The sequence below is a fragment of the Salinicola sp. DM10 genome, assembly GCF_017306975.2.
GTDB lineage: Bacteria > Pseudomonadota > Gammaproteobacteria > Pseudomonadales > Halomonadaceae > Salinicola.
In genome coordinates this window covers 334,597-357,539 of record NZ_JAFLEN020000001.1, presented here as the reverse complement: position 1 = coordinate 357,539, position 22,943 = coordinate 334,597, and the positions used below count along the sequence as shown (strand labels likewise).

General features: G+C 63.8%; 22 protein-coding genes and 1 pseudogene. 10 read left to right on the top strand and 13 right to left on the bottom strand.

Going from position 1 to position 22,943, the window contains the following annotated elements; translation table 11 throughout:
- Positions 1 to 52 precede the first annotated feature (52 nt).
- The 3 genes from J0A90_RS01555 (at position 53) to J0A90_RS01545 (ending at position 3,175) form a co-directional block, all read left to right on the top strand.
- The gene (locus tag J0A90_RS01555; RefSeq protein WP_207035592.1) at positions 53 to 1,255 is read left to right on the top strand and encodes a glycine betaine/L-proline ABC transporter ATP-binding protein; all 1,203 of its coding nucleotides are present in this window, start codon (positions 53 to 55) and stop codon (positions 1,253 to 1,255) included.
- The gene (locus J0A90_RS01550) at positions 1,256 to 2,098 is read left to right on the top strand and encodes a proline/glycine betaine ABC transporter permease (protein ID WP_207035590.1); all 843 of its coding nucleotides are present in this window, start codon (positions 1,256 to 1,258) and stop codon (positions 2,096 to 2,098) included.
- Positions 2,099 to 2,284: 186 nt separating this feature from the next.
- Positions 2,285 to 3,175: a glycine betaine ABC transporter substrate-binding protein gene (locus J0A90_RS01545; protein WP_207035588.1), complete on the top strand. Its 891-nt coding sequence runs from the start codon at positions 2,285 to 2,287 to the stop codon at positions 3,173 to 3,175.
- A gap of 104 nt (positions 3,176 to 3,279) precedes the next feature.
- On the opposite strand, the gene pdxH is transcribed toward J0A90_RS01545, so the two are convergent.
- The 6 genes from pdxH to J0A90_RS01515 form a co-directional block, all read right to left on the bottom strand.
- Positions 3,280 to 3,930 carry a pyridoxamine 5'-phosphate oxidase gene (pdxH, locus tag J0A90_RS01540; RefSeq protein ID WP_207036122.1) on the bottom strand — a complete coding sequence of 217 codons (651 nt, stop codon included), beginning with the start codon at positions 3,928 to 3,930 and terminating at the stop codon, positions 3,280 to 3,282.
- A 79-nt stretch (positions 3,931 to 4,009) separates the two neighbouring features.
- The gene (locus J0A90_RS01535) at positions 4,010 to 5,260 is read right to left on the bottom strand and encodes a hypothetical protein (protein ID WP_233076406.1); all 1,251 of its coding nucleotides are present in this window, start codon (positions 5,258 to 5,260) and stop codon (positions 4,010 to 4,012) included.
- The gene (locus J0A90_RS01530) at positions 5,257 to 5,655 is read right to left on the bottom strand and encodes a DUF2069 domain-containing protein (RefSeq protein ID WP_207035586.1); all 399 of its coding nucleotides are present in this window, start codon (positions 5,653 to 5,655) and stop codon (positions 5,257 to 5,259) included. The genes J0A90_RS01535 and J0A90_RS01530 overlap by 4 nt, the downstream gene beginning before the upstream one ends.
- The gene (gene wrbA, locus J0A90_RS01525; protein ID WP_207035584.1) at positions 5,652 to 6,296 is read right to left on the bottom strand and encodes an NAD(P)H:quinone oxidoreductase; all 645 of its coding nucleotides are present in this window, start codon (positions 6,294 to 6,296) and stop codon (positions 5,652 to 5,654) included. Before wrbA ends, J0A90_RS01530 begins: the two co-directional genes overlap by 4 nt.
- 81 nt (positions 6,297 to 6,377) lie before the next feature.
- Complete coding sequence (arsC, locus tag J0A90_RS01520; RefSeq protein ID WP_207035582.1) at positions 6,378 to 6,722, bottom strand: arsenate reductase (glutaredoxin); 345 nt, start codon at positions 6,720 to 6,722, stop codon at positions 6,378 to 6,380.
- Positions 6,723 to 6,853: 131 nt separating this feature from the next.
- Positions 6,854 to 7,279, bottom strand: a complete 426-nt coding sequence (locus J0A90_RS01515) for a gamma-glutamylcyclotransferase family protein (RefSeq protein ID WP_207035580.1) — start codon at positions 7,277 to 7,279, stop codon at positions 6,854 to 6,856.
- Between the two features lie 264 nt (positions 7,280 to 7,543).
- On the opposite strand from J0A90_RS01515, the gene smrA reads away from it, so the two are divergent.
- Positions 7,544 to 8,143 carry a DNA endonuclease SmrA gene (smrA, locus tag J0A90_RS01510; protein WP_207035578.1) on the top strand — a complete coding sequence of 200 codons (600 nt, stop codon included), beginning with the start codon at positions 7,544 to 7,546 and terminating at the stop codon, positions 8,141 to 8,143.
- A 75-nt stretch (positions 8,144 to 8,218) separates the two neighbouring features.
- Here smrA and J0A90_RS01505 read toward each other — a convergent pair whose 3' ends face one another.
- From J0A90_RS01505 to metH, 3 genes are all read right to left on the bottom strand, one after another.
- The gene (locus J0A90_RS01505) at positions 8,219 to 8,761 is read right to left on the bottom strand and encodes a DUF934 domain-containing protein (RefSeq protein ID WP_207035576.1); all 543 of its coding nucleotides are present in this window, start codon (positions 8,759 to 8,761) and stop codon (positions 8,219 to 8,221) included.
- A complete protein-coding gene (locus J0A90_RS01500) occupies positions 8,754 to 10,406 on the bottom strand; it encodes a nitrite/sulfite reductase (RefSeq protein ID WP_207035574.1) in 1,653 nt (550 codons plus the stop codon). The genes J0A90_RS01505 and J0A90_RS01500 overlap by 8 nt, the downstream gene beginning before the upstream one ends.
- Positions 10,407 to 10,527: 121 nt before the next feature.
- On the bottom strand, positions 10,528 to 14,289 hold the full coding sequence (gene metH, locus J0A90_RS01495) for a methionine synthase (protein WP_207035572.1): 3,762 nt from the start codon (positions 14,287 to 14,289) through the stop codon (positions 10,528 to 10,530).
- 277 nt (positions 14,290 to 14,566) lie between these two features.
- Between metH and nfuA the strand changes: the two genes are divergently transcribed.
- Positions 14,567 to 15,154 (top strand): Fe-S biogenesis protein NfuA, encoded by a 588-nt coding sequence (gene nfuA, locus J0A90_RS01490; protein WP_035473477.1) that lies wholly within the window; start codon positions 14,567 to 14,569, stop codon positions 15,152 to 15,154.
- Between the two features lie 141 nt (positions 15,155 to 15,295).
- Here the strand turns inward: nfuA and J0A90_RS01485 are convergent, their stop codons facing one another.
- Positions 15,296 to 16,267 (bottom strand): DNA-binding protein, encoded by a 972-nt coding sequence (locus J0A90_RS01485; RefSeq protein WP_207035570.1) that lies wholly within the window; start codon positions 16,265 to 16,267, stop codon positions 15,296 to 15,298.
- A gap of 241 nt (positions 16,268 to 16,508) precedes the next feature.
- Here J0A90_RS01485 and J0A90_RS01480 point away from each other — a divergent pair, with 241 nt between their 5' ends.
- On the top strand, positions 16,509 to 16,925 hold the full coding sequence (locus J0A90_RS01480; protein WP_207035567.1) for a SufE family protein: 417 nt from the start codon (positions 16,509 to 16,511) through the stop codon (positions 16,923 to 16,925).
- A gap of 174 nt (positions 16,926 to 17,099) precedes the next feature.
- On the opposite strand, the pseudogene yidD reads toward J0A90_RS01480, so the two are convergent.
- From yidD to J0A90_RS01465, 3 genes and pseudogenes are all read right to left on the bottom strand, one after another.
- Positions 17,100 to 17,318, bottom strand: a pseudogene (yidD, locus tag J0A90_RS01475) (membrane protein insertion efficiency factor YidD); the annotation flags it as partial.
- 31 nt (positions 17,319 to 17,349) lie between these two features.
- Positions 17,350 to 17,793, bottom strand: a complete 444-nt coding sequence (gene hisI / locus J0A90_RS01470; protein WP_207035565.1) for a phosphoribosyl-AMP cyclohydrolase — start codon at positions 17,791 to 17,793, stop codon at positions 17,350 to 17,352.
- 80 nt (positions 17,794 to 17,873) lie between these two features.
- Positions 17,874 to 18,326 carry a transcriptional repressor gene (locus tag J0A90_RS01465; RefSeq protein ID WP_035473375.1) on the bottom strand — a complete coding sequence of 151 codons (453 nt, stop codon included), beginning with the start codon at positions 18,324 to 18,326 and terminating at the stop codon, positions 17,874 to 17,876.
- A gap of 779 nt (positions 18,327 to 19,105) precedes the next feature.
- Here J0A90_RS01465 and cyoA point away from each other — a divergent pair.
- The 4 genes from cyoA to cyoD are packed head-to-tail and all read left to right on the top strand — an operon-like array spanning position 19,106 to position 22,941.
- Positions 19,106 to 19,999 (top strand): ubiquinol oxidase subunit II, encoded by an 894-nt coding sequence (gene cyoA, locus J0A90_RS01460; protein ID WP_233076405.1) that lies wholly within the window; start codon positions 19,106 to 19,108, stop codon positions 19,997 to 19,999.
- Between the two features lie 4 nt (positions 20,000 to 20,003).
- Complete coding sequence (gene cyoB, locus J0A90_RS01455; protein ID WP_035473379.1) at positions 20,004 to 21,986, top strand: cytochrome o ubiquinol oxidase subunit I; 1,983 nt, start codon at positions 20,004 to 20,006, stop codon at positions 21,984 to 21,986.
- Positions 21,987 to 21,988: 2 nt separating this feature from the next.
- Entirely contained in the window at positions 21,989 to 22,606 is a 618-nt protein-coding gene (cyoC, locus tag J0A90_RS01450) for a cytochrome o ubiquinol oxidase subunit III (RefSeq protein ID WP_207035561.1), read from the top strand.
- Positions 22,607 to 22,608: 2 nt separating this feature from the next.
- Positions 22,609 to 22,941 carry a cytochrome o ubiquinol oxidase subunit IV gene (gene cyoD / locus J0A90_RS01445; RefSeq protein ID WP_035473382.1) on the top strand — a complete coding sequence of 111 codons (333 nt, stop codon included), beginning with the start codon at positions 22,609 to 22,611 and terminating at the stop codon, positions 22,939 to 22,941.
- Positions 22,942 to 22,943 lie beyond the last annotated feature (2 nt).

Genomic DNA, 22,943 nt, shown 5'->3' with positions numbered 1-22,943 from the left:
TTTTGGTGACACTCGCGCGGGACCTTTTTGCTCAGCCAAACCAGGCCACAAAATGACAAACGCACAGCAAGCCAAGATTCAAGTTCGTAACTTGAGCAAGGTGTTTGGTAGCGACACCAAGAAAGCGCTCCAACTACGTGACCAGGGGCTCAACCGGTCCCAGATTCTGGAGCAAACGGGGCAGACACTCGGCCTTTCCAACATCGATTTCGACGTCCATGAGGGCGAGCTCCTGGTCATCATGGGGCTCTCGGGGTCAGGCAAGTCCACCCTCATCCGCTGTCTCAACCGTCTCATCGAGCCCACCGAGGGCGATATCATCATCGATGGGGAGAATATCCCCCAACTGAGCGAGAAGGCGCTGCTGCAGTGCCGTCGCAAGCACTTCTCGATGGTGTTCCAGAACTTCGCGCTGTTTCCCCACCGTACCGTGCGCATGAATGCCGAGTATGGGCTCGAGATTCGCGGCATTCCCAAGGAAGAGCGGGCCAAGAAAGCGGCCGATGCGCTCAAGCAGGTCGGGCTCGAGGGCTGGGAGGACTCCTACCCCAATCAGCTCTCCGGCGGCATGCAGCAGCGCGTCGGCCTGGCCCGCGCGCTGGCCAACGACTCCAGCGTGCTGCTGATGGACGAAGCCTTCTCGGCGCTGGACCCGCTGATTCGGCGTGACATGCAGCAGGAGCTGATCGAGCTTCAGCACCGCATGCAAAAGACCACCATCTTCATCACCCACGATCTCGACGAGGCGCTCAATATCGGTGACCGCATCATCCTCTTGCGCGATGGCGAGGTAGTGCAGATCGGTACGCCTGAGGAGATTCTCACCTCTCCGGCCGACGACTACGTGGCGCGCTTCACCCAGGGGGTCGACAGATCGCGGGTGGTGACGGCACGTCGGGCCATGCGCCCGGTACGGGCGACTGCCCGCATCGAAGACGGTCCGCGTACCGTGCTGCGCAAGATGGTCGAGAGCAGTCTCGACTCGATTTATGTGATCGACCGCGAACGCAAGCTGCTGGGCGTCGTCGATGCCGAGAAGGCCGATGAAGCGGCCAAGGCTGGCTCGGACTCGATTCGTGATCTGATCGATGACGACTATCCCAGCGTCGGGCCGGACGAATCGCTCTCCCGGCTCTACTCCATGTTTACCAAGCGCCACTGTCCGATTGCCGTGGTCGATGAGGAGCAGCGGCTGCTCGGTGTAGTGGTCAAGGGCGCAGTACTCGAACAACTGGCGACGGCGGGAGAGGCATAAATGGACTTCGAGATTCCAAGAATCCCGCTCGGTAGCTGGATCGAGAGCGGCCTGAACTTTCTGACCACCGAGTTCTCCGGGGTGACGCGGGCCATCTCGCGCACCACCCAGGCGGGCATCAATCTGCTCAACGACGGCCTGATGTGGCTGCCGGAGTGGGCCTTGCTGGGGCTGATCGTGCTGCTGTGCTGGCGGCTCAGCGGACATCGGCTCGCCATCGGGGCGGCCCTGGGTCTGGCGCTGATCTGGAACCTGGGTCTGTGGAACCCGATGATCCAGACGCTCACCCTGGTGGTGATCGCCACCCTGGTGGCGGTGGTGATCGCCTTGCCGCTGGGCATTCTGGCGGCGGTCTCCGATCGCTTCTATCGTGTCATCATGCCGGTGCTGGATTTCATGCAGACGATGCCGGCCTTCGTCTACCTGATCCCGGCGATTCCGTTCTTCGGTATCGGTTCGGTCTCCGGCATCTTCGCCACGGTCATCTTTGCGATGCCGCCGGCGATCCGCTTCACCACCCTGGGGATTCGTCAGGTGCCCACGGAGCTGGTCGAGGCCGCCGACGCCTTCGGTTCGACACGGACCCAGAAGCTGGTCAAGGTGCAGTTGCCGCTGTCGCTGCCGACGCTGATGGGCGGGATCAACCAGACCATCATGCTGTCGCTGTCGATGGTGGTGATCGCCGCCATGATCGGTGCCAACGGTCTGGGCAGCGAAGTGTGGCGGGCGATCCAGCGCCTGCGCCCGGGTGACGGCTTCGAGGCGGGTCTCGCGGTGGTCATCATGGCCATGCTGCTGGACCGTCTGACGCAGTCCTTCCGCGGTCGCAAGCGGGCCAAGTGACGCTGCGCCGCCGGCCGCAGCCGGCGGCGTGGCCAGCCGGGTTCGGCGCGTCGGCTTAGGCCGCCGCGAGCGCTGCTACCGGCAGCCCCGGGTCACGGCCCAGCCGCGACCCGGATCAGTACCGAGCGTTAGTGCGTCAAGCAAGTCAGTACGTCAAGCCAAACCAAGCACAAGAAGGGAAAGTCGATGACACGCAATCTACTGTCGCAATCGGTTCGTTACACCATGCTCGCCATGGCCGCGGGGATCAGTCTCAGTGCGGGTGCCGCCCAGGCCCAGGAGAACAAGGGCACGATCAATCTCGCCTATGTGGAGTGGGCTTCCGAAGTCGCTTCCACCAACGTGGTGCGCGCGGTGCTCGAGCAGGAGGGCTACAAGGTCAACATGGATTCGCTTTCCGCCGCGGTGATGTGGCAAGCGGTGGGCACCGGCGATGCCGATGCCATTGTCGCCGCCTGGTTGCCGACCACCCACGGCGACTATCTGGCCAAGGTGAAGGACAAGGTCGAAGACCTCGGTCCGAATCTCGATGGCACCAAGCTGGGGCTGGTAGTGCCCGAGTACACCTACGAGAAGGTCTCTTCGATCGCCGATCTCAACGCCAATGCCGATCTGTTCGATGACAAGATCGTGGGGATCGATCCGGGTGCCGGCCTGATGTCGATGACCGAAAAAGCGATGAAAGATTACGGCATCGACGACCTCTCGCTGCAGTCGAGCAGCGGCGCGGCGATGACCTCGGCGCTGGGCAATGCGATCAAGAACCATGAGGACATCGTGGTCACCGGTTGGACCCCGCACTGGATGTTCGCGCGCTGGGACCTGAAGTATCTCGAAGATCCCAAGAAAGCCTATGGTGACGCCGAGCACATCGACACCGTCGTTCACAAGGGGCTCAAGGAGCGCATGCCGCAGGCTTACGCGATCCTCGACAACTTCTACTGGACGCCGGAGCAGATGAGCGAGGTGATGCTGATGAACCAGGAGCCGGGTAGCGACCCGTACGCGAACGCCAAGAAGTGGGTCAGCGAGCATCCTGAGCTGGTCAAGAAGTGGACCGAAGGCACTGCCGAGTAAGCTGGCGCCCGAGTCCGAACGAGAACGCCCGGTCATGACGACCGGGCGGTTTCTTTTCTGACTGGCGCTATCGGCCCAGTGGGGCGCTCCCGGTGACGCCTGCCTCAGGGCGCTAGGCGAGTGCGGTGCCAGGTGGCGTCGTGCTCGTCGTGGCGTGAGTAGCGCACGCGGTCGTGCAGGCGGCTGCGCTGCCCCTGCCAGAACTCCATCGCCTGCGGCACCACACGGTATCCACCCCAGTGCGGCGGGCGCTCGACGTCCTTGTCCGCATACACCTGCTCGAAGCGCGCCAGGCGCTCCTTGAGCCAGTCACGCCCGGGAATCTCCACGCTCTGCTGGGAGACCCAGGCCGCCAGCTGACTCTTGCGCGGGCGGCTGGCGAAATAGTCGTCCGAGCGTTCGAGCGTGACCTTCTCCACGCGCCCCTCGACCCGCACCTGACGCTGCAGGCCGGGCCACCAGAACACCAGCGCGGCCTGAGCGACGTGGGCCAGCTCGTTGCCTTTCTGACTCTGGTAGTTGGTGTAGAACAGCAGGCCGTCGGGATCGACCCCTTTGAGCAGCACGATACGCGCGTGCGGATAGCCGGCGCCGTCGACCGTGGCCAGGGTCATGGCATTGGCGTCTAGCCCCTCACTGGCAATCGCCTGCTCGAGCCAGTGGTCGAACAGCGCCATCGGATCGTCAGGGGTGTGCTCGGGTGCCAGGGACTCGCCCTCGTAATCGCGGCGCAGGCCGGCCAGGTCGCTCATGATGGTTCTCCGTTGGCGTGTCTTTGACTGTCATCATTGCAGCCCGGTGGCCGACGTCAAGGCGTTCCTCGCGCGGGCGGCATCATGCCGCGGCGGCGTGCAGCGCGAAAACCGCGCCACAGGCGAGCCAGCCGGCGAGCGCGTAGGCCAGATTCCAGCGCAACATGTGGCGCGCCTTGATGCCATAGCGCACGCAGATCGCCAGGTTGCTGCCGGAGAGCGGGCTGCTGCCGGTGCCCAGTGCCCAGCTCATCAGAAACAGCATGCCGAGCAGCGTCGGATCGGGCTGCAACGGTGCCACCAGTGGCGCCAGGGTGGCGATACCGATCAGCGGATGCACCCCGGTGAAGGCGATGGCCACGATCAGCCCCAGAGCAAACCATGCCTGCCAGTGGCCGAAGTGCGACAGCGGCAGGTCGAGACTCTGGGGCAGGCTCGCCAGCAGTGCTGTCAACCCGGTGGAGATGACCCCGGCGGCAAGAAACAAGGCGAACTGTGGCGCCAAGCCCTGCAGCCCTTGGGTGAAATGGCGTCGCAGCCGCGTGCGGCGGTCGTCACGCGGCATCAGCAGTAAAGCGAAGGGCGGTGCCACCAGGGCAATGATCAGCGGAATCGAGAGTGCCGGCCACAGCAGGTGGAGGGAGATCACCGCAAGCGCCAGCAGGCAGGGCAGCAGCAGGGCGCTGCGCTCGATCGGGTAGCCCTGAAAGGGCTCGTCCAGGCGCGCCACGTCGGCCAGATTGACCAGCAACAGTGCCGCACCGGCCAGCAGGCCCCAGGGCAGCAGCGCCAGATAGTCGAGCCCGGGCGCGTAGGTCAGCGCCACGCCCATGGCGACGAAGAAGGGTGACCAGGTCGCGGCGGCGGCGAAGCTGCGCCCCAGGATCGATGCCTGGGTGCGGTTGAGGCGGCCGTCGCGCTGCATGCGCTCACCGAACAGAAACACCACCGAAAGATTGATAGCTGCGCCGAACAGATGCGCGCCCAGCAGCGTCCCCAGACGGCTGCCGCTGCGCGCTTCATCGCTACGCACTGCCGGGGTCGCCAGAGTCAGGAAGCTGACCCCGGCGAACATCATCAGCAAGGTCTGGTTGGTGGTGAAGGCGTGCCATAGCGGGTACGGCGTACCTCGCGCCAGCGCGATTCCCCACAATAGGATACCCGCGGCCAGCAGCAGTCCTGCCTGCCGGCGTGAGGCGCGCGGTAGACCGCGCAGCAGGCGCAGGGTCGCCAGCCAGGCGAGGATCGCCGCCGGCCATAGCGGCCAGTCGAGCAGGCTGGCGATGACGCTGAGCGCCAGCATGGCCAGGATCAGCGCACCGGATGGCCTCATGAGGCAGGGGGTTGGCGCGGGCTCTGGCTACGGAAATAGCGGAAGGCACAGACCGCGAGCGCCGCCGCGGCCAGCATCTCGGCGATCACCAGCGCTGACACGCCGCCGTTGGCCATGATCAACCCGCCCTGGGCCAGGTAGAGCAGACCCACCGCGGTCAGCCACAGATGGCCACGCCGGCGGCGCAGCAGCAGGGTCGGCAGGAACAGCACCAGCGGCAGCGCCCGGACCACCAGGGCCGCGGCTTCGGCGTGAGCCTGTGAGTAGCGCCAGACGCCGCCGAGGATCAGCAGCGCCAGCAGCACCAGATAGGCGATCCACACGCCACGGCGTGCCTTGATCGAGGCGTCTGACGAGGCATCGGCAGAAACGTCGGCTGCGGGTCGCTCACTCATCCGCGCGCCTCCCGCATCCGCTTCAGGCCCAGCGACAGCTCGGCGATGCGCCGGCCTTGGGCGCGGGCCAGGTGGCGCTCGTCGTCGTCGACTTCACGCGAGCCGTCGGCGCCGGCGACATGGCTGGTGCCGTAGGGCGTGCCGCCACTGCGGGTATGGACCAGGCGGGTTTCGCTGTAGGGCACACCAGCATAGACCATGCCGTGGTGCAGCAGCGGGATCAGCATGGTCAGCAGGGTGCTCTCCTGACCGCCGTGCAGGCTCGCGGTGGAGGTGAAGGCGGTGGCCGGGCGATCCACCAGGACACCGTTCATCCACAGACCGCTGGTGGTATCCAGAAAGTACTTGAGCGGCGCGGCCATGTTGCCGAAGCGGGTGGGGCTGCCGAGGGCCAGACCGGCGCACTGGCGTAGATCGTCCTCCTCGACGTAGATAGCCCCCTCCTCGGGAATCGCCGGCGCAGTCGCCTCGCTGACCGGGGAGACCGCCGGCACGGTGCGCAGACGCGCCTCGATGCCGGCCACGCTGTCGACGCCTTTGGCCAACTCATCGGCCAGGGTCCGGGTCGCGCCGTGGCGCGAATAGTAGAGCACCAGCACGTAGGGCAGGTCGGTGCCTCGGGTAGCGCTGTCAGAGCTCATTGGATCTCCTCGGGAGTCGGTGGCGTAGTGGGGGGTGGCCCTTTTTGGGACAAGCCTTGTCGGAGAAGCGTCGAGCGGCGTTCAGATCAGCTGCAGCACGGCCTGCGGCGGCCGCCCGATGACCGCGTACTCGCCATCATCGGCAATGGGACGCTGCAGCAGACGGGGGTGTTCGGCAATGGCATCGAGGATCTGCGCTAGGGTCGGGTCGTCGATGCCCAACTGGCGCCACTCCGACTCGTCGCGGCGCAGCATCAGCGGGGCGTCGTCACCCAGGCGGCGGGCCAGCGCTGCGAGCTGTTCGCGGTCGAGCGGATCGTCCAGATAGCGGTGCAGGGTGACATCGATACGTCTCGATTCCAGCAGCGACAGGGCTTCGCGTGACTTGGAGCAGCGCGGGTTGTGGTAGAGCGTGAGCGTGGCCATGGCGCCTGCAGGTCCGATCGGGGAAGAAACGGTATTGTACGTTCGCCCCGGATCGGTCTCAAACCAGGAGCCCTGGGAGGCGTTCTGTGTTGCTTTATTTATACCGTTATCTTTTGTTTGGCAATGGGCATCTACTTATCGATGAGTCGATAGATCCAGACGATGTTGCCGTCTTCGAGTTTGACGCTTTCGCGCTGGTAACGGACGCCAACGCGTTCGTAGCGATCGAGCGCGCGTAATTCGTCCGGCGTGACGCTGATGATCTCGCCGTCGACCTGACCCTCGTCATCTGCGATGACGTCGAGATCCTGCTTGCGGTAGCCAGCCAGCGTAGCGGGGCGGCTATCTCCGGCGCGACCGGTGACCAGCCAGCGAATCCAGCCTTGGCGCAAAGTGCCGTAGACAAAGACATCCTGGCGCGGAATGCGTGTATCCACCATCGCCGGCTCGACAGGGTGATAGCCGTAGGGGCTCTTGTAGGTGTACCAGAACCAGCCGGCTGCCGTGGCCAGCAGCACCAGGAGCGCGACGAAAATCCATTTCAGCGTACGTAGCATGGGTGTATCGGGGTTCCTGAGCGTGAGTTTGGGTTGGTCGATACGATGACCGGGGCGGCATACCCCTGGAGCATAGCGGTGCCCGCGCGATGGCGGGAGTCTACGCTCACGGATTGAGGCAGGCGTCGATCCTCGTGCTAGCATTCGAAGAGGCTGATGCGCTTGTCAGCCATGTGCCACCACGCCGTATGTCAGTCATCACGTGGTGCCACCCCATCGCCCGCGGTGCGGGGTGCCCGAGCCGATTACAGGAGGAGCGCCACCATGAGTCATGCCACCAACGAGCATCAGGCCTTCCGACAAGCTTTGGGCAATGACGTTCGCCCGCTGACCAAGGGGGGCGACAAGGCCCGGGTCGAGCGACGGCGCGCAGTGCCCTCGGAAGCGCAGCTGGCCCGCCGCGAAAGTGCACAGCAGGGGCTCGCCGACGAGCACGATTTTCTCTCCGACGAGTTCGTCGACCTGGTCGGCGCCCACGATCCGATCGAGTACCGCCGCGACGGTATCCAGATCGGCGTGCTCGAACGCCTGCGCCATGGTGGCTACGCCGCCGAGGCGCGTCTGCACATCATGCGCATGCCGGTACTCGAGTGTCGGCGCGCGCTGTTTGGCTTTCTCAAGGACGCCTACGCCCACGATCTGCGCAGTGTGCTGGTCGTGCACGGGCGTTCCAGCGAGGACAACGGGCGTGCCAACGTCGTGCGCTCCTATCTCCATCACTGGCTGCAGCAGTTCGAGGAGGTGCAGGCATTTGCCTCGGCGCCACCGCAGCAGGGCGGGCTCGGCGCGACTTTCGTGATGCTGCGCAAGTCGGAGCGCGCCCGCGCCGCCAACCGCGAGCGCCAGCAGAAGCGCCGCGGCTAGAGAGGACGTGCGAGTCAGCGCAAGACCATAAAAAACCCCGGTTTGTACCGGGGTTTTTGCGTTGCCGAGCCAGGCTCAGCCGGCTCGATGCTCGCGCAGACGGCGGGCGAACAGCGGCTCGTGGAGATCCACCGCCGGCTGATAGCTGACGCTGAACGCGGTGAGCGCGCGCAGCGCCGCTTCGATATCCTGATCTTCGCGCAGAGCCAGGGCATCGAAGCCGCAGCGGCTCATGTAGTAGAGCTGATCGATGAGCACATCGCCGATGGCGCGAATCTCGCCGGCGTAGCCGAAACGCTCGCGCAGCAGCCGGGCCAGCGTATAGCCGCGGCCATCGGTGAAAGCGGGGAAGTCGATCGCGACCAGCGCCGCCTGCTCGAGGGTGGCGGCCAGCGCCGGCGTCAGCTCGGTATCGCTGGGCAGCCAGGGCGCCAGCTCGCCGTCTTCACTGTGCGCCTGCCACAGCGCCAACGGCACGATCGCCGGACGGCTATCGGGTAGCGTCTCGGTATCGCGCGACAGCACCCAGGTGTCCTCGACCTGCTGACCCAGCTTGATCAGTGGCGCGCGAGTCGTGACGACTTCGCGTGCTTCGAGTGAGGTATCCGATTCAGGCATAGACCCGCTCCTTGAAAGCCTGGTGACCGACACGGCGATAGGTATCCAGGAAGCGCTCGTCGTCGAGACGCTTCTCGACGTAGACCTGGAGCACCTTGTCGATGACCCCGGGCACGTCTTCGCGATAGAACGACGGGCCGAGGATCTTGCCCAGCGAAACGTCGTCGTCGGCGTTGCCACCCAGCGAGATCTGATAGTACTCCTCGCCTTTCTTGTCGACGCCGAGAATGCCGATATTGCCCACATGGTGGTGACCGCAGGCGTTCATGCAGCCGGAGATGTTGAGATCGATCGGCCCCAGGTCGTAGAGGTAGTCGAGGTCCTCGAAGCGCTCCTGGATCGCCTGGGCAATCGGGATCGATACCGCGTTGGCCAGCGAGCAGAAATCACCGCCGGGGCAGCAGATGATGTCGTTGAGCGTGCCTACCGTGGGGTTGGCCATGCTCAGCGCATCGAGCTTTTGCCACAGGGTCTCGATCTCGTCCACCGGCACATCGGAGAGCACCAGGTTCTGCTCGTGGGTGACGCGCAGTTCACCGAAGCCGTAGCGCTCGGCGAGCTCTGCCACCGCGTCCATCTGATCGGCGGTAATATCGCCCGGGGCCGCCTCGCGGCGTTTCAACGACAGCGTGACTGCCTTGTAGCCCGGTACCTTGTGATCCATCACGTTGTTGGTGACGAAGCGCGCGAAGGCGCGGTTGTCCTGTCGGAGCCGTTCGTACTCGGCGATGGCGGCTTCGTCGACCGGGCGGCGGGCCGGCTCGGGGAAGTGGACCCGGGCAGCCTCGACGGCGGCCTCGTTGAGGGTCTGCGAGCCATCCTTGAGATGCGCCCATTCGGCCTCGACGCGACGGGTGAACTCCTCGATGCCCAGCGCCTTGACCAGAATCTTGATGCGCGCCTTGAACTTGTTGTCGCGGCGGCCGAACTGGTTGTAGACGCGCACGATCGCTTCGAGATAGGTGAGCAGGTGCTGCCACGGCAGATCCTCGCGCACCACTTCACCAATCATCGGCGTGCGCCCCATGCCACCCCCGGCCAGCACGCGTACACGCAGCTCGCCGGCATCGTCGAGCCACAGCCGCAGGCCGATGTCGTGAACATGGATCGCCGCGCGGTCGTCGGTAGCGCCGGTCACCGCGATCTTGAACTTGCGCGGCAGATAGGCGAACTCCGGGTGGAGGGTGGACCACTGCCGGATCAGCTCGCACCAGGGCCGTGGATCGACCACTTCGTCCTTGGCGATACCCGCGAACTGGTCGCTGGTGGTGTTGCGGATACAGTTGCCGCTGGTCTGGATGGCGTGCATCTGCACCTTGGCCAGATCGGCCAGGATCTCGGGCACGTCTTCCAGCGCCGGCCAGTTGAGCTGCAGGTTCTGGCGCGTGGTGAAGTGGCCGTAGCCGCGGTCGTAGCGGCGGGTGATCGCCGCCAGCGCGCGCAGCTGCTCGCTGCTGAGCATGCCGTAGGGGATGGCGATACGCAGCATCGGCGCATGGCGTTGAATATAGAGACCGTTCTGAAGGCGAACGGGACGGAATTCTTCCTCACCCAGCTTACCGGCGAGGTAGCGATCCATCTGGTCGCGAAACTGGTTCACGCGCTCGTCGACGAGCGTCTGGTCATAGGCATCGTAGCGATACATCGGGCCGAATCCTGCTAGTCATGGATTGCCAACAAGGGCACCTTAGCGCCTCTGCTTTATTCTACAAAAGAATAAATGATCATAATTTGTTGCTTAAGCGTTATTAGCCGCCGGGTTCCACTCATGACGCCTGGGCGGCCGGCGCTACCGCGTCGTCCGGATCATAAGAGAGCACCGGCGCCAGCCAGCGCTCCATCTCGGGCAGAGTGAGCCCCTTGCGCGCGGCTAGCACCTCGACCTGATCGCGGCCGATCTTGCCGGTGGAGAAGTACTTCGACGCCGGATGCGCGAAGTACCAGCCGGAGACCGCCGCCGCGGGCCACATGGCGAAGCTGTCGGTCAGGGTGAGGCCACTGTGCTCGGTGGCATCCAGCAGCCGGAACAGCGTCGCCTTCTCGGTATGATCGGGGCACGCCGGGTAGCCCGGGGCAGGGCGGATCCCCTGATATTTCTCCGCGATCAGGGCGTCGTTGTCCAGCGTCTCTTCGGGCACGTAGCCCCAGAACTCCTTGCGCACGCGCTCGTGCAGGCGCTCGGCAAACGCCTCGGCGAGGCGGTCGGCCAGGGCCTGGACCAGAATCGCGTTGTAGTCGTCGCCGGCCGCCTCATAGCGCTTGGCCAGCTCGTCCGCGCCGTGTCCGGTGGTGACGGCGAAGCCGCCGATCCAGTCGAGCTGATCGCGCTCGCGGCCATCCGCGGCGTAGCGCGGGGCGATGAAGTCGGCCAGGCTGTAGCAGAGCCCGTCGCGCCCCTTGGTGCTCTGTTGACGCACATGATGAAGGCGCTCGACGACCCGTGAGCGCTGCGGGTCGGCATAGACCTCGATGACGTCGTCGTCGACGCTGTTGGCCGGCCACAGCCCGATCACGCCGCGCGCGCGCAGATGCTTTTCGTCGATCAGCCGGCGCAGCATCGCCTGGGCGTCGCGAAACAGGTTGCGCGCGGCTTCGCCGACCACTTCGTCGTCGAGAATACGCGGATACTTGCCCGCCAGCTGCCAGGTCATGAAGAAGGGGGTCCAGTCGATGCGCGGGACCAGCTCTTCGAGATCGTAGTCGTCGAACACCGTCAGACCGGGCTGTGCCGGCGTTACCGGGGTGAAGTTCTGCCAGTCCGCCTGGAATCGACGCTGGCGCGCCTCGGCGTAGCCCAGGTCGGCCGCCTTGGGCCGGCGCTTGGCGTTGCGTTCACGCACCTGATCGTACTCGCGCCGGATCTCGGCGACATAATCCGGCTTGAGCGTGGGCGAGAGCAGGCGGCTGGCCACGCCCACGGCGCGCGAGGCGTCGCTGACGTAGATCACCGGCTCGGCATACTGCGGGGCGATCTTCACCGCGGTGTGGGCCTTGGAGGTGGTGGCGCCGCCGATCAGCAGCGGCAGGGTGAAGCCCTGGCGCTGCATCTCCTTGGCCACATGAACCATCTCGTCGAGCGAGGGTGTGATCAGCCCCGAGAGACCGATGATATCGGCGCCCTCATCGCGGGCGGTCTTGAGGATCTTCTCTGCGGGGACCATCACGCCGAGATCGATCACCTCGTAGTTGTTGCACTGCAGGACCACGCCGACGATGTTCTTGCCGATATCGTGGACATCGCCCTTGACCGTGGCCATCACGATCTTGCCCTTGGACTGGCTCTCGCCGGACTTCTCCGCCTCGATGTAGGGGATCAGATAGGCCACCGCCTGCTTCATCACCCGGGCCGACTTGACCACCTGGGGCAGGAACATCTTGCCCGCGCCGAAGAGGTCACCGACCACGTTCATGCCGTCCATCAGTGGGCCTTCGATCACCTCGATGGGGCGCTCGGCCGCCGCCCGCGCGGCTTCGGTATCCTCTTCGATATAGGCCGTGATGCCCTTGACCAGGGCGTGCTCGATACGCTTGTCGACCGCCCAACCGCGCCACTCGAGATCCTCTTTCTTGGGCCCGCCGGCGGCACCGCCACCTTCGCTCTGACGATAGCGCTCGGCGATCTCGAGCAGCCGCTCGGTGCCATCGCTGCGGCGATTGAGGACGACATCCTCGACCGCCTCGCGCAGGGCCGCGGGAAGGTCGTCGTAGACCGCCAGCTGGCCGGCGTTGACGATGCCCATGGTCAGGCCCGCCTTGATCGCGTGATAAAGGAAGACCGAGTGGATCGCCTCGCGCACGGTATTGTTGCCGCGGAAAGAGAACGACACGTTGGACACCCCGCCGGAGATCATCGCATGGGGCAGATGTTCATGGATCCAGCGGGTGGCTTCGATGAAGTCGACGGCGTAGTTGTCGTGCTCCTCGATCCCGGTGGCGATGGCGAAGATGTTGGGGTCGAAGATGATGTCCTCGGCGGGGAAGCCGATATCGTCCACCAGCAGCCGATAGGCGCGCTCGCAGATCTCGGTCTTGCGCGCGAAGGTGTCGGCCTGGCCCTGCTCATCGAACGCCATGACCACGATGGCGGCGCCGTGACGCCGGCACTCGGTGGCCTGGTGGCGGAACGACGCTTCGCCCTCCTTGAGCGAGATCGAGTTGACGATCGCCTTGCCCTGGATGCACTTGAGACCGGCTTCGATGATCTCCCACTTGGAGGAGTCGACCATGATCGGCACCCGGGCGATATCGGGCTCGCCGGCGATCAGGTTGAGGAAGCGCACCATCGCCTCCTGCGACTCCAGCATGCCCTCGTCCATGTTGATGTCGATCACCTGGGCACCGTTCTCGACCTGCTCCAGCGCCACTTCCAGGGCGGTAGTGTAGTCCTCCTCCTGAATCAGGCGCTTGAAGCGCGCCGAGCCGGTGACATTGGTGCGCTCGCCGACATTGACGAACAGCGACTGCGCCTCGATGTTGAACGGCTCGAGCCCCGAGAGGCGGCAGGCCGCGGGGCGCTCGGGGATGCGCCGCGGCGCCAGGCCGTCGACCGCCCGCCGGACCGCGGCGATATGCTCGGGCGTGGTGCCGCAGCAGCCGCCGATCACGTTGAGCATGCCGCTCTCGGCGAACTCGCGCACGATCGCGGCCATCTCCTCGGCGCTCTGGTCGTACTCACCGAACTCGTTGGGCAGGCCGGCATTGGGGTGCGCGGAGACGAAGGTATCGGCCTTGAGCGAGAGCTCCTCGAGATAGGGGCGCAGTTCCTCCGCGCCCAGGGCGCAATTGAGCCCCACCGACAGCGGTCGCGCGTGGCGTACCGCATTCCAGAACGCTTCAGTGGTCTGCCCTGAGAGGGTGCGTCCGGAGGCATCGGTGATGGTGCCGGAGATCATCACCGGCAGCCGCTCGCCGCGGGCTTCGAACAGCGCCTCTAAAGCATAGATCGCCGCCTTGGCGTTGAGGGTGTCGAAAATGGTCTCGATCAGGATCAGATCGGCACCGCCTTCGATCAGCGCGCTCGCGGCTTCGGTGTAGTTGTCACGCAGGGCGTCGAAGGTGACGTTGCGCTTGGCCGGATCGTTGACATCGGGGGAGAGTGACGCCGTACGCGAGGTGGGGCCGAGGACCCCGGCCACGTAGCGCGGCACGCCGCTCTCGGCGGCTACCGCATCGCAGGCCTCACGGGCCAGGCGGGCGGCCTCGCGATTGAGCTCGGGGACCAGTGCCTCCATGCCGTAGTCCGACTGCGACAGCCGGGTGGCGTTGAAGGTGTTGGTCTCGACGATATCGGCGCCCGCTTCCAGATAGGCGCGGTGAATTGCACCGACCACCGCCGGCTGGGTCAGGGTCAGCAGGTCGTTGTTGCCCTTGAGTTCACTGGGCCAGTCGGCGAAGCGATCGCCGCGGAAATCGGCCTCGTCGAGGCGGTACTCCTGAAGCATGGTGCCCATGCCGCCGTCGAGAATCACGATGCGTGCTGCGAGGGTCTGACTCAGCGCCTCGAACGACGGTCTGCGGTGAACGGCCATGCGGATCTCCTGCGGCAAAACGGCTCGTAAAAGAGGGGGTGGATGCGCGCTCGCGCGCCCCTGGCTCAGTCGAGCACGGCGGGGGCCACAGGGTAGCAGAAAGCGCGGGCGGGCGAGACTGGCCGGGACTGTCGGTAGCGTACCGATACTTTCCTGACTAAATCACTCGGGATTGTCTTGGTGCCCACTTTTTTCTACCATGGTCACCATCCACGAGATCGAAGCCCAGCGTCACGCCATCTCGTTCCACTACGTCTCAAGCAGAGTTCGCAGCGACATGAGCCAACCGATTCAGATCACCGAAAGCGGGCAGGAGTACCTGGCCGAACTGCTGGCCAAGCAGAACGTCGAGGGCATCGCGGTGCGGGTCTTCATCACCCAGCCGGGCACGCCCTATGCCGAGACCTGCCTGGCCTACTGCCGCCCGGGCGAAGAAGAGCCCAGCGACGAGCGCCTCACGCTGGAGAAGTTCGATGTCTTCCTGGACAAGAACAGCGTGCCGTTCCTGGAAGAGGCCGTGGTCGACTTCAATCCGGACCGCATGGGCGGGCAGCTGACGATCAAGGCGCCCAACGCCAAGATGCCCAAGGTCAACGCCGACAGCCCGCTGGAGGATCGCGTCAATTACATCCTCTACAGTGAGATCAACCCCGGGCTCGCGGCGCACGGCGGCGAGATTCGTCTGATCCAGCTCACCGAAGAGCAGGTCGCCGTGCTGCAGTTCGGCGGCGGCTGTCAGGGCTGCGCTGCAGTCGACCTGACGCTGAAGGAGGGCGTCGAGCGCACGCTGATGGAGCGGATTCCCGAGCTCGCCGGCATCCGTGACGTCACCGACCATACCGATACCACCAACGCCTACTACTGATAAGGCCTACTACCGATCAGGCCAGGTCCGGCGGCTACCGCCGGACCGCCAAGGCTGTCTCGAAAAGCGCTCGCCAGAGCGCTTTTTTCATGTGCTTTCGAGCGGGTTGTTGGCGAAAGCCCCTGGGCGCCAGGCCAGCGCTCAAACGGCGGTCGGGGGCAGGGCGGCGCGGGAGAGGCGCTCATGCAGCTCGCGGTTGGCCGCGCGCAGGTTCTTGAGTTCGGCCTCCAGGCGCTGCTTCTCCTGCTGCAGCGTCTGCTGTCGATCGTCGCTGAGACGGCGCTCGCTCTCGAGCTGCTCGGTGTGCACCTTGTCCGCGCGCAGTGATTCCTGCAGCTGAGTGTACTGGCGCCGCTGCTCGGAGAGATCGATCTGTAGCCGCTCGCTGCGCTGGTCCAGCGTCGCTAGACGCTGCTCGTACTGCTTCTCTTGCTTGAGCCGCTCTTGGCGCGCCTCGTCGAGCAGCGTCATCAGGCGACTCTCGGCGGCTTCGTGGCGTTTCTCTTCCTGGGCCAGCTTGGTCTGGTGCGTCTGCTGCTGCTTGGCCAAGGCTTCGCGATGCTGGCGCTCGGCCTGTTCCAGCGCCTGCTGGTGGCGCTGGCAGGTCTGCTCCAGCTGGTTCAGCCGTTTCTGCTGCTGCTGTTGCTGGGCCTGCAGTGCCTGTAGTTCCGCCTGCAGATGGGCGGCTTCGTTGGTCTTGTTCTCGAGCCGCTCCTGGACGATGAGCATGTGCTCGTTGAGCGCAGCGAGACGCTGTTCGGCATCCTCGCACTGGCGCTGTGCGGCCTGGCTGGCCTCGTTGGCGTCGAGAATCTGCTCGTCGGCCTGCTGACGATAGACCGCGAGCTTCTCATAGGCGGCCTGCTGCGCCTTGTCCCAGATGTCGGCGACCCAGCTTTCGAGCAGCTCCGGGCGCTCGTGGTTACGCGGAATGCTGTTGACCGCGCCGGTATCCTGGCGCAGGCGCCATTCGCGCAAGTGATCGCTGATGGTGGTGTAGCTGCCGGTGCCGAGGAAGTCGCGAATCTTCTGTACGCTGACCGTCTCACCGCGATGTTTCAACGTCTCGATCGCGCGACAGACATCGTCGTAGCGGATGCCGTTACGGGCCATGGGTGTGCTCCCTGTCTTGATGATTTCGTATCTTCGATAGCGTCTTGGAAGCGCTTCTGCGGCGCCTTCACGCTTGCCACCGGCAGGGCGCTGGGCCACTGACGATGGTCTTGCTCACAGCATAGGCCATTTACGTAAAAACGATACGTAAAATCGAGTCATAATGCGCGGGCTGCAGGTGTGGCTGGGGTCGGCCGGTCACAGCCTCTATAATGGCGCGATCGACAACCAAGGAGAGCCCATGAGCATCGCACAGGCCCAGGCCGAACTGCTCGAAGAATTCTCGATGTTCGACAACTGGATGGATCGCTACCAGTACGTCATCGACATGGGGCGCCAATTGCCGGCGTTCCCGGAAGCGGACCGTACCCCGGCGCACAAGATAGAAGGATGTCAGTCCAACGTGTGGATGACCGCGACACCGGAAGCAGGGCGGTTACGTTTCCGCGCCACTTCGGATGCGGCGATCGTCAGCGGGCTGATCGCGATTCTGTTGCGCATCTACGACGATCGCGAACCGCAGGAGATCCTCGACAGCCAGCCGACCTTCCTCGCCGAGCTGGGGCTGGACAAGCATCTGTCACCCACCCGCAGCAACGGGCTGCATGCGATGCTCGAGCGTATTCATGCCACTGCGCGTGAGGCTCAGGCCGCCTAAGCCGCCGCGCCGCGACATCGCCTGCACTCGTCAGCGCGCGTCGCGGTCTTTGTCGTGTTCGGAGGCTGCCGTGGCGTCAGCTGTTCTCTGGCAACTGCCGTCGCGTGTGCCATCGTGGGTGTCATGAACCGGAGTGTCTTGGATAGCGCCGTCGCGGAACGGCTCGCGAGCCGCGCAGCTGCAGCGACGACGCGGCTCGGGCACCGGGTCGACGCCTCCCGGATGGAACGGGTGACACTTGCCCAACCGCTTTAGCGTCAACCAGCCGCCACGCCAAGGCCCGTGCAGCTTGATCGCCTCCAGCGCATAGCTGGAACAGGTCGGCCAGAAGCGGCAGCGGGGGCCGAGCAGGGGGCTGATCAGGTAACGATAGCCTTGGATCATCCCGGTCATCAGGGCAGCGGCCAGGCGGCGCAGCATACGATCAGCGTGGCTTGCCGTAGAGCGCCTCGGGGGCGATCAGCGGTTCACGATCGACCTCGCCGATCTCTTCCGATAGCCGAATGTAGAAGCAGTCACGCCGCCCGGTGTGGCAGGCGGGGCCGGTCTGCTCGACCTTGAGCAGCAGGGTGTCGCCATCACAGTCGAGTCGCGCCTCGACCAGCCGCTGGCGCTGGCCAGAGGTCTCGCCCTTGCGCCAGAAGGTCTGGCGTGAGCGCGACCAGTAGCAGACCTGGCCGGTGTGCAGGGTTTCGCGCAGGGCGGCAGCGTTCATCCACGCCATCATCAGCACTTCGCCGCTATCGTGCTGCTGGGCGATCGCCGGCATCAGGCCGTCGGCGTTCCAGCGGGCGTTCTCGACCAGCTCGTCCAGCGCCACCCGAGTGCCGGGGGCTGCGGTCTCCAGATCGTCAAACAGGCGTGACATGGCGTCTCTCGTTGACTGGGGTAAATAGGCTTTCGCCGAATAAGATCAAAGGGATGGATTCGCGGGGTGTTCGCGGACAATCAGGCGCGCTCGGCGCCGTCGCGACAGGCATCGCAGGTACCCAGCAGCTCGATGGTCTGGCGCTGAATGGTAAAACCGCGCTCCCGCGCCGTACTCGCCAGTATTTCGCCAACCGCTTCCTGATGCAGCTCCTCGACACGACCACAGTGGCGACAGATCAATAGCTGGAAGCGATGCACATGCTCCGGACACGGGCAGGCAATATAGGCATTGAGCGATTCGATGCGATGCACCAGACCCTGCTCGATGAGAAAGTCGAGCGCGCGGTAGACGGTCGGCGGACGCGCCGCAGCGTGTTCGTCGGAGAGCCGGTCGAGCAGATCGTAAGCCTTGAGCCCGCCGGGCGTGGCGGATATCAGTTCGAGCACGCGGCGCCGGATCGGCGTGAAGCGCACGCCGCGTTCCTGGCACTGTTGGTCTGCCTGTCTGAGCAGGGCATCCGAGTCGATCATCGACAATCCCGAGCCGTTGTACAAAGAATTCATCATTCTACGCGCTCACCTTGAGCAGAGCCACCGAGCACCTGGCCAGAGGCTTCGCGCGCGCGAGGGTAAGCATTGAATGCTCGCAAGGGTGCTGATCTGAAGGGCGACGGCGGGAATCAGGAAGACGACGCCAGCCGCTGTCAGCAACAGTCGGAAAAACCTTCGCATAGTGTATTTAACATAATATATATTATGCGAAATACAGGCCGCGCGGGGTGAGGGTGGCCAATGTCCAGTCACCGGAACAGCTAATCAACAGCCCACTACGGCGCACACGGGTCTGATCCGAGTGTTGGCATCTCGACACCATGGGCGCCGTTTTTCCTCTGCGTCTAATGCCGCGGGTCCGACCTGTCGACTGCGCTGGCCTTCAGGGCGCACGTCGCGTGCCGATGGACTAGTCTGAGTGGCACCGCCACACAGCCTGCGTCGCCCGATGTCGACGGCTGCTACAGGTGGTGCGACAGATAGTAAGAAAAACAGTGCGACAAATCGCCACACACGCGGCACTTTGCCGCCACCGGCCTGCTGGGCAAGGTTTTTTTAGGTACAATGTCGTCCGCGAAATCCCTACTTCGTTGGCGACTTGTCGAGGCCGATGGCAACGGCGGTTCTCGTCATTCGAGTTGTCAGCCCTGGCGAGCGGCGTATGATGCAGGCCGCTAGCCGATGTTGCAGGGCCAAAAGCTTTCCTCCACTGGGGTCGTGAGATGAGAAAAAGGAACTCCCTCAAGTATTTGAGTGTGATGACGTGGCTGACCGTGCCACTGCTGTTGAGCGGTTGCGGTTCGGCACTGATGGACCCGAGTGGTCCTGTTGGTCAGGGGCTCAAGTCACTGATCATCACCGCTTTCGGTTTGATGCTGATCGTGGTCATTCCGGTCATCGTGATGACCATCCTGTTCGCCTGGAAGTATCGTGGCACCAACCTGGCGGCCAAGTACACGCCGAACTGGGAGCACTCCAACGTCATCGAGCTGTTCGTATGGGCCATCCCATGCGTCATCATCCTCTTCCTGGGGATCCTCACCTGGCAGACGTCGCACTCCTACGATCCGCACAAGCCGATCGCCAGTGAAGACGAAACCATGACCATCGATGCGATCTCGCTCGACTGGAAATGGCTGTTCATCTATCCCGAGCAAGGCATCGCCACGGTCAACGAGCTGGCCATGCCGGTGAATACGCCGGTGCACTTCCGGGTCACCTCGGGCACGGTGATGAACTCGTTCATGATTCCCAACCTCGGCAGCCAGATCTACGCCATGGCCGGGATGAACAACGACGTCTATCTCGAAGGCAGCGAGATCGGCACCTTCCGTGGTCGTTCGACCCACTACAGCGGCGAAGGTTTCTCGGAAATGCTGTTCGACGCCCACGTGACGTCGCAAGCCGATTTCCAGGCCTGGGTCGACAAGGTCAAGCAGTCGCCAAACACGATGATGTTCCCGGACGACTACAACAAGCTGGCACAGCCGACCATCGGCGCGCCGGTGCAATATTTCTCGCAGGTTTCGCCCGACTTCTACGGCGACCTGATCAGAAGCTACAAGTCTGGTCACGGTGGTCCGCAGAGCCATGGCGAGCACAACCAAGCACAGGAGCCTTCAATGCCCATGAGTGCGCAGGCAGCGGAGTAACGTCATGTTCGGAAAACTCAGCTTAGATTCGATTCCCTACCATGAGCCGATCATCATGGTCACGGCGACGGTCATCGGAATCGTCGGCGCCCTGGTCGTCGGGCTCGTTACCTACTATCGCAAGTGGGGCTATCTGTGGCGTGAATGGATCACCTCCATCGACCACAAGAAGATCGGGATCATGTACTTCCTGGTCGCCCTGGTGATGCTGATCCGCGGCTTTGCCGATGCGATCATGATGCGTACTCAGCAGGCCATCGCGGCCGGGGGTGCCGAGGGCTATCTACCGCCCCACCACTACGATCAGATCTTCACCGCCCACGGCGTGATCATGATCTTCTTCGTCGCCATGCCCATGGTCATCGGTCTGATGAACCTGGTGGTGCCGCTGCAGATCGGCGCCCGCGACGTTGCCTTCCCGTTCATGAACAACGTCAGCTTCTGGCTGTTCGCTGCCGGCGTCATTCTGGTCAACGTCTCGCTGGTCATCGGTGAGTTCGCCAAGACCGGCTGGCTCGCCTACGCGCCACTATCGGAGTTGCAGTACAGTCCGGACGTCGGGGTCGACTACTGGATATGGTCACTGCAGATATCGGGTATCGGGACGACCCTGACCGGTATCAACTTCTTCGTCACCATCCTGAAGATGCGCACCAAGGGCATGACCCTGTTCCGCATGCCGATCTTCACCTGGACGGCGCTGTGCACCAACGTCCTGATCATCCTGTCGTTCCCGATCCTGACCGCGACCATCGCCCTGCTCACGCTGGATCGCTATCTGGGGATGCACTTCTTCACCAATGACATGGGCGGCAGCCAGATGATGTACGTCAACCTCATCTGGGCCTGGGGCCACCCCGAGGTGTACATCCTGATCCTGCCGGCGTTCGGTGTCTTCTCCGAGGTCATCTCGACCTTCACCAAGAAGCGTCTGTTCGGCTACAAGACCATGGTCTGGGCCACGGTGGCGATCACCTTCCTGTCGTTCATCGTCTGGCTGCACCACTTCTTCACCATGGGTGCCGGTGCCAACGTCAACGCCTTCTTCGGCATCACGACGATGATCATCGCAATACCCACGGGTGTGAAGATCTTCAACTGGCTGTTCACCATGTACCGCGGGCGTCTCGAGTTCACCGCGCCGGTACTGTGGACCATCGGTTTCATCATCACCTTCACCCTGGGTGGCATGACCGGTGTCATGCTGGCCGTGCCGGGCGCCAACTTCGTGCTGCACAACAGCCTGTTCGTCATCGCCCACTTCCACAACGTCATCATCGGCGGCGTGGTCTTCGGCATGCTGGCTGGCTTCACTTACTGGTTCCCGAAAGCGTTCGGTTTCACCCTGAGCGAGAAATGGGGCAAGCGCTCCTTCTGGTGCTGGCTGGTCGGCTTCTACATGGCCTTCATGCCGCTCTACGCGCTGAGCTTCTTCGGTGCCATGCGTCGCATGCAGTCTTACGAGCAGACCGAGTGGCAGCCGCTGATGATCGTCGCCTGGGTGGGCGCCGTGATCATCGCCCTGGGTATCGCCTGCATCGTGATCCAGCTCGTGGTGAGTATCCGCGACCGCGAGAAGAACCGCGACGTCACCGGCGACCCGTGGGATGCCCGCACCCTGGAGTGGTCCACCTCCTCGCCGCCCCCGAACTACAACTTCGCCCATCTGCCGGAGGTTCACTCCATCGACAGCTACTGGGAGATGAAGCAGCAGCCGGGTGGCTTCAAGCGTGAGCTGTCGACCCACTTCGAAGACGTGCACATGCCCAAGAACACCAACGAAGGTCCGATCCTGGGGCTGTTCAGCCTGATCTTCGGCTTCGCCCTGGTGTGGCACATCTGGTGGCTGGTCGCCGTCGGCGCCATCGGCATGTTCGTGACCTTCATGGTGCGTATCCACAACGATGACGTGGACTATCACATCCCCGCTGCCGAGGTCGAAAAGACCGAGCGTGAATACCACAAACGGTTGGAGATGCAGGCGTAACCATGGCAACCGATACCCTGACTAACCACGACGCTCATGCCCACGACGGGCATGAGCACCACGATGCCGGCGCGATGAAGGTGTTCGGCTTCTGGATCTACCTGATGAGCGACCTGGTGATCTTCGGATCGCTGTTCGCCACATACGGGGTTCTGGGCACCGCCACCGCCGGCGGCCCGACCTCACAGGAGATCTTCGAGCTGCCCTTCGTGCTGGTCGAGACCTTCCTGCTGCTGGTGAGTAGTTTCACCTTCGGCCTCGCCGTGCTGGCTCAGAACGCCGGTGATCGCGGTGCCGTGCTCAAGTGGCTGGCCGTGACCTTCCTGCTCGGCTTCGGCTTCGTCGCGATGGAGGTGTACGAGTTCCATCACCTCATCGTCGCAGGCCATGGCCCGGATCGCAGCGCCTTCCTGTCGTCCTTCTTCACCCTGGTCGGCACCCACGGTCTGCACGTGACCTTCGGTCTGATCTGGATCGCGACCATGTTCATCCAGATCTCGCGCCGCGGTCTCGACAGCGTCACCAAGCCGCGCATGCTGTGCCTGAGCCTGTTCTGGCACTTCCTGGACATCGTCTGGATCTGCGTCTTCTCCTTCGTCTACCTGTTTGGAGCCATGTAACCATGAGCGATATCCATACCTCTCATGACGGCGCCAGCCATGGCAGCTACAAGTCGTACTTCATCGGCTTGGTCCTCTCGATCGTACTGACGCTGATCGCGTTCGGTGTGGTCATGGCCGGTGGCTTCAGCGTCCCGGTGATGATGGTGACCGTGGTGGTCACCGCCATCGCGCAGGTGCTGGTGCAGCTGGTCCTATTCATGCACCTGAATACCAAGGCCGAAGGCGGCTGGAACTTCATCGCCATCGTCTTCACGGTCGGTATCCTGGGGCTGATCATTGGTGGTTCCCTATGGATCATGCACAACATCCACGTCAACATGATGCTGAACTAAGC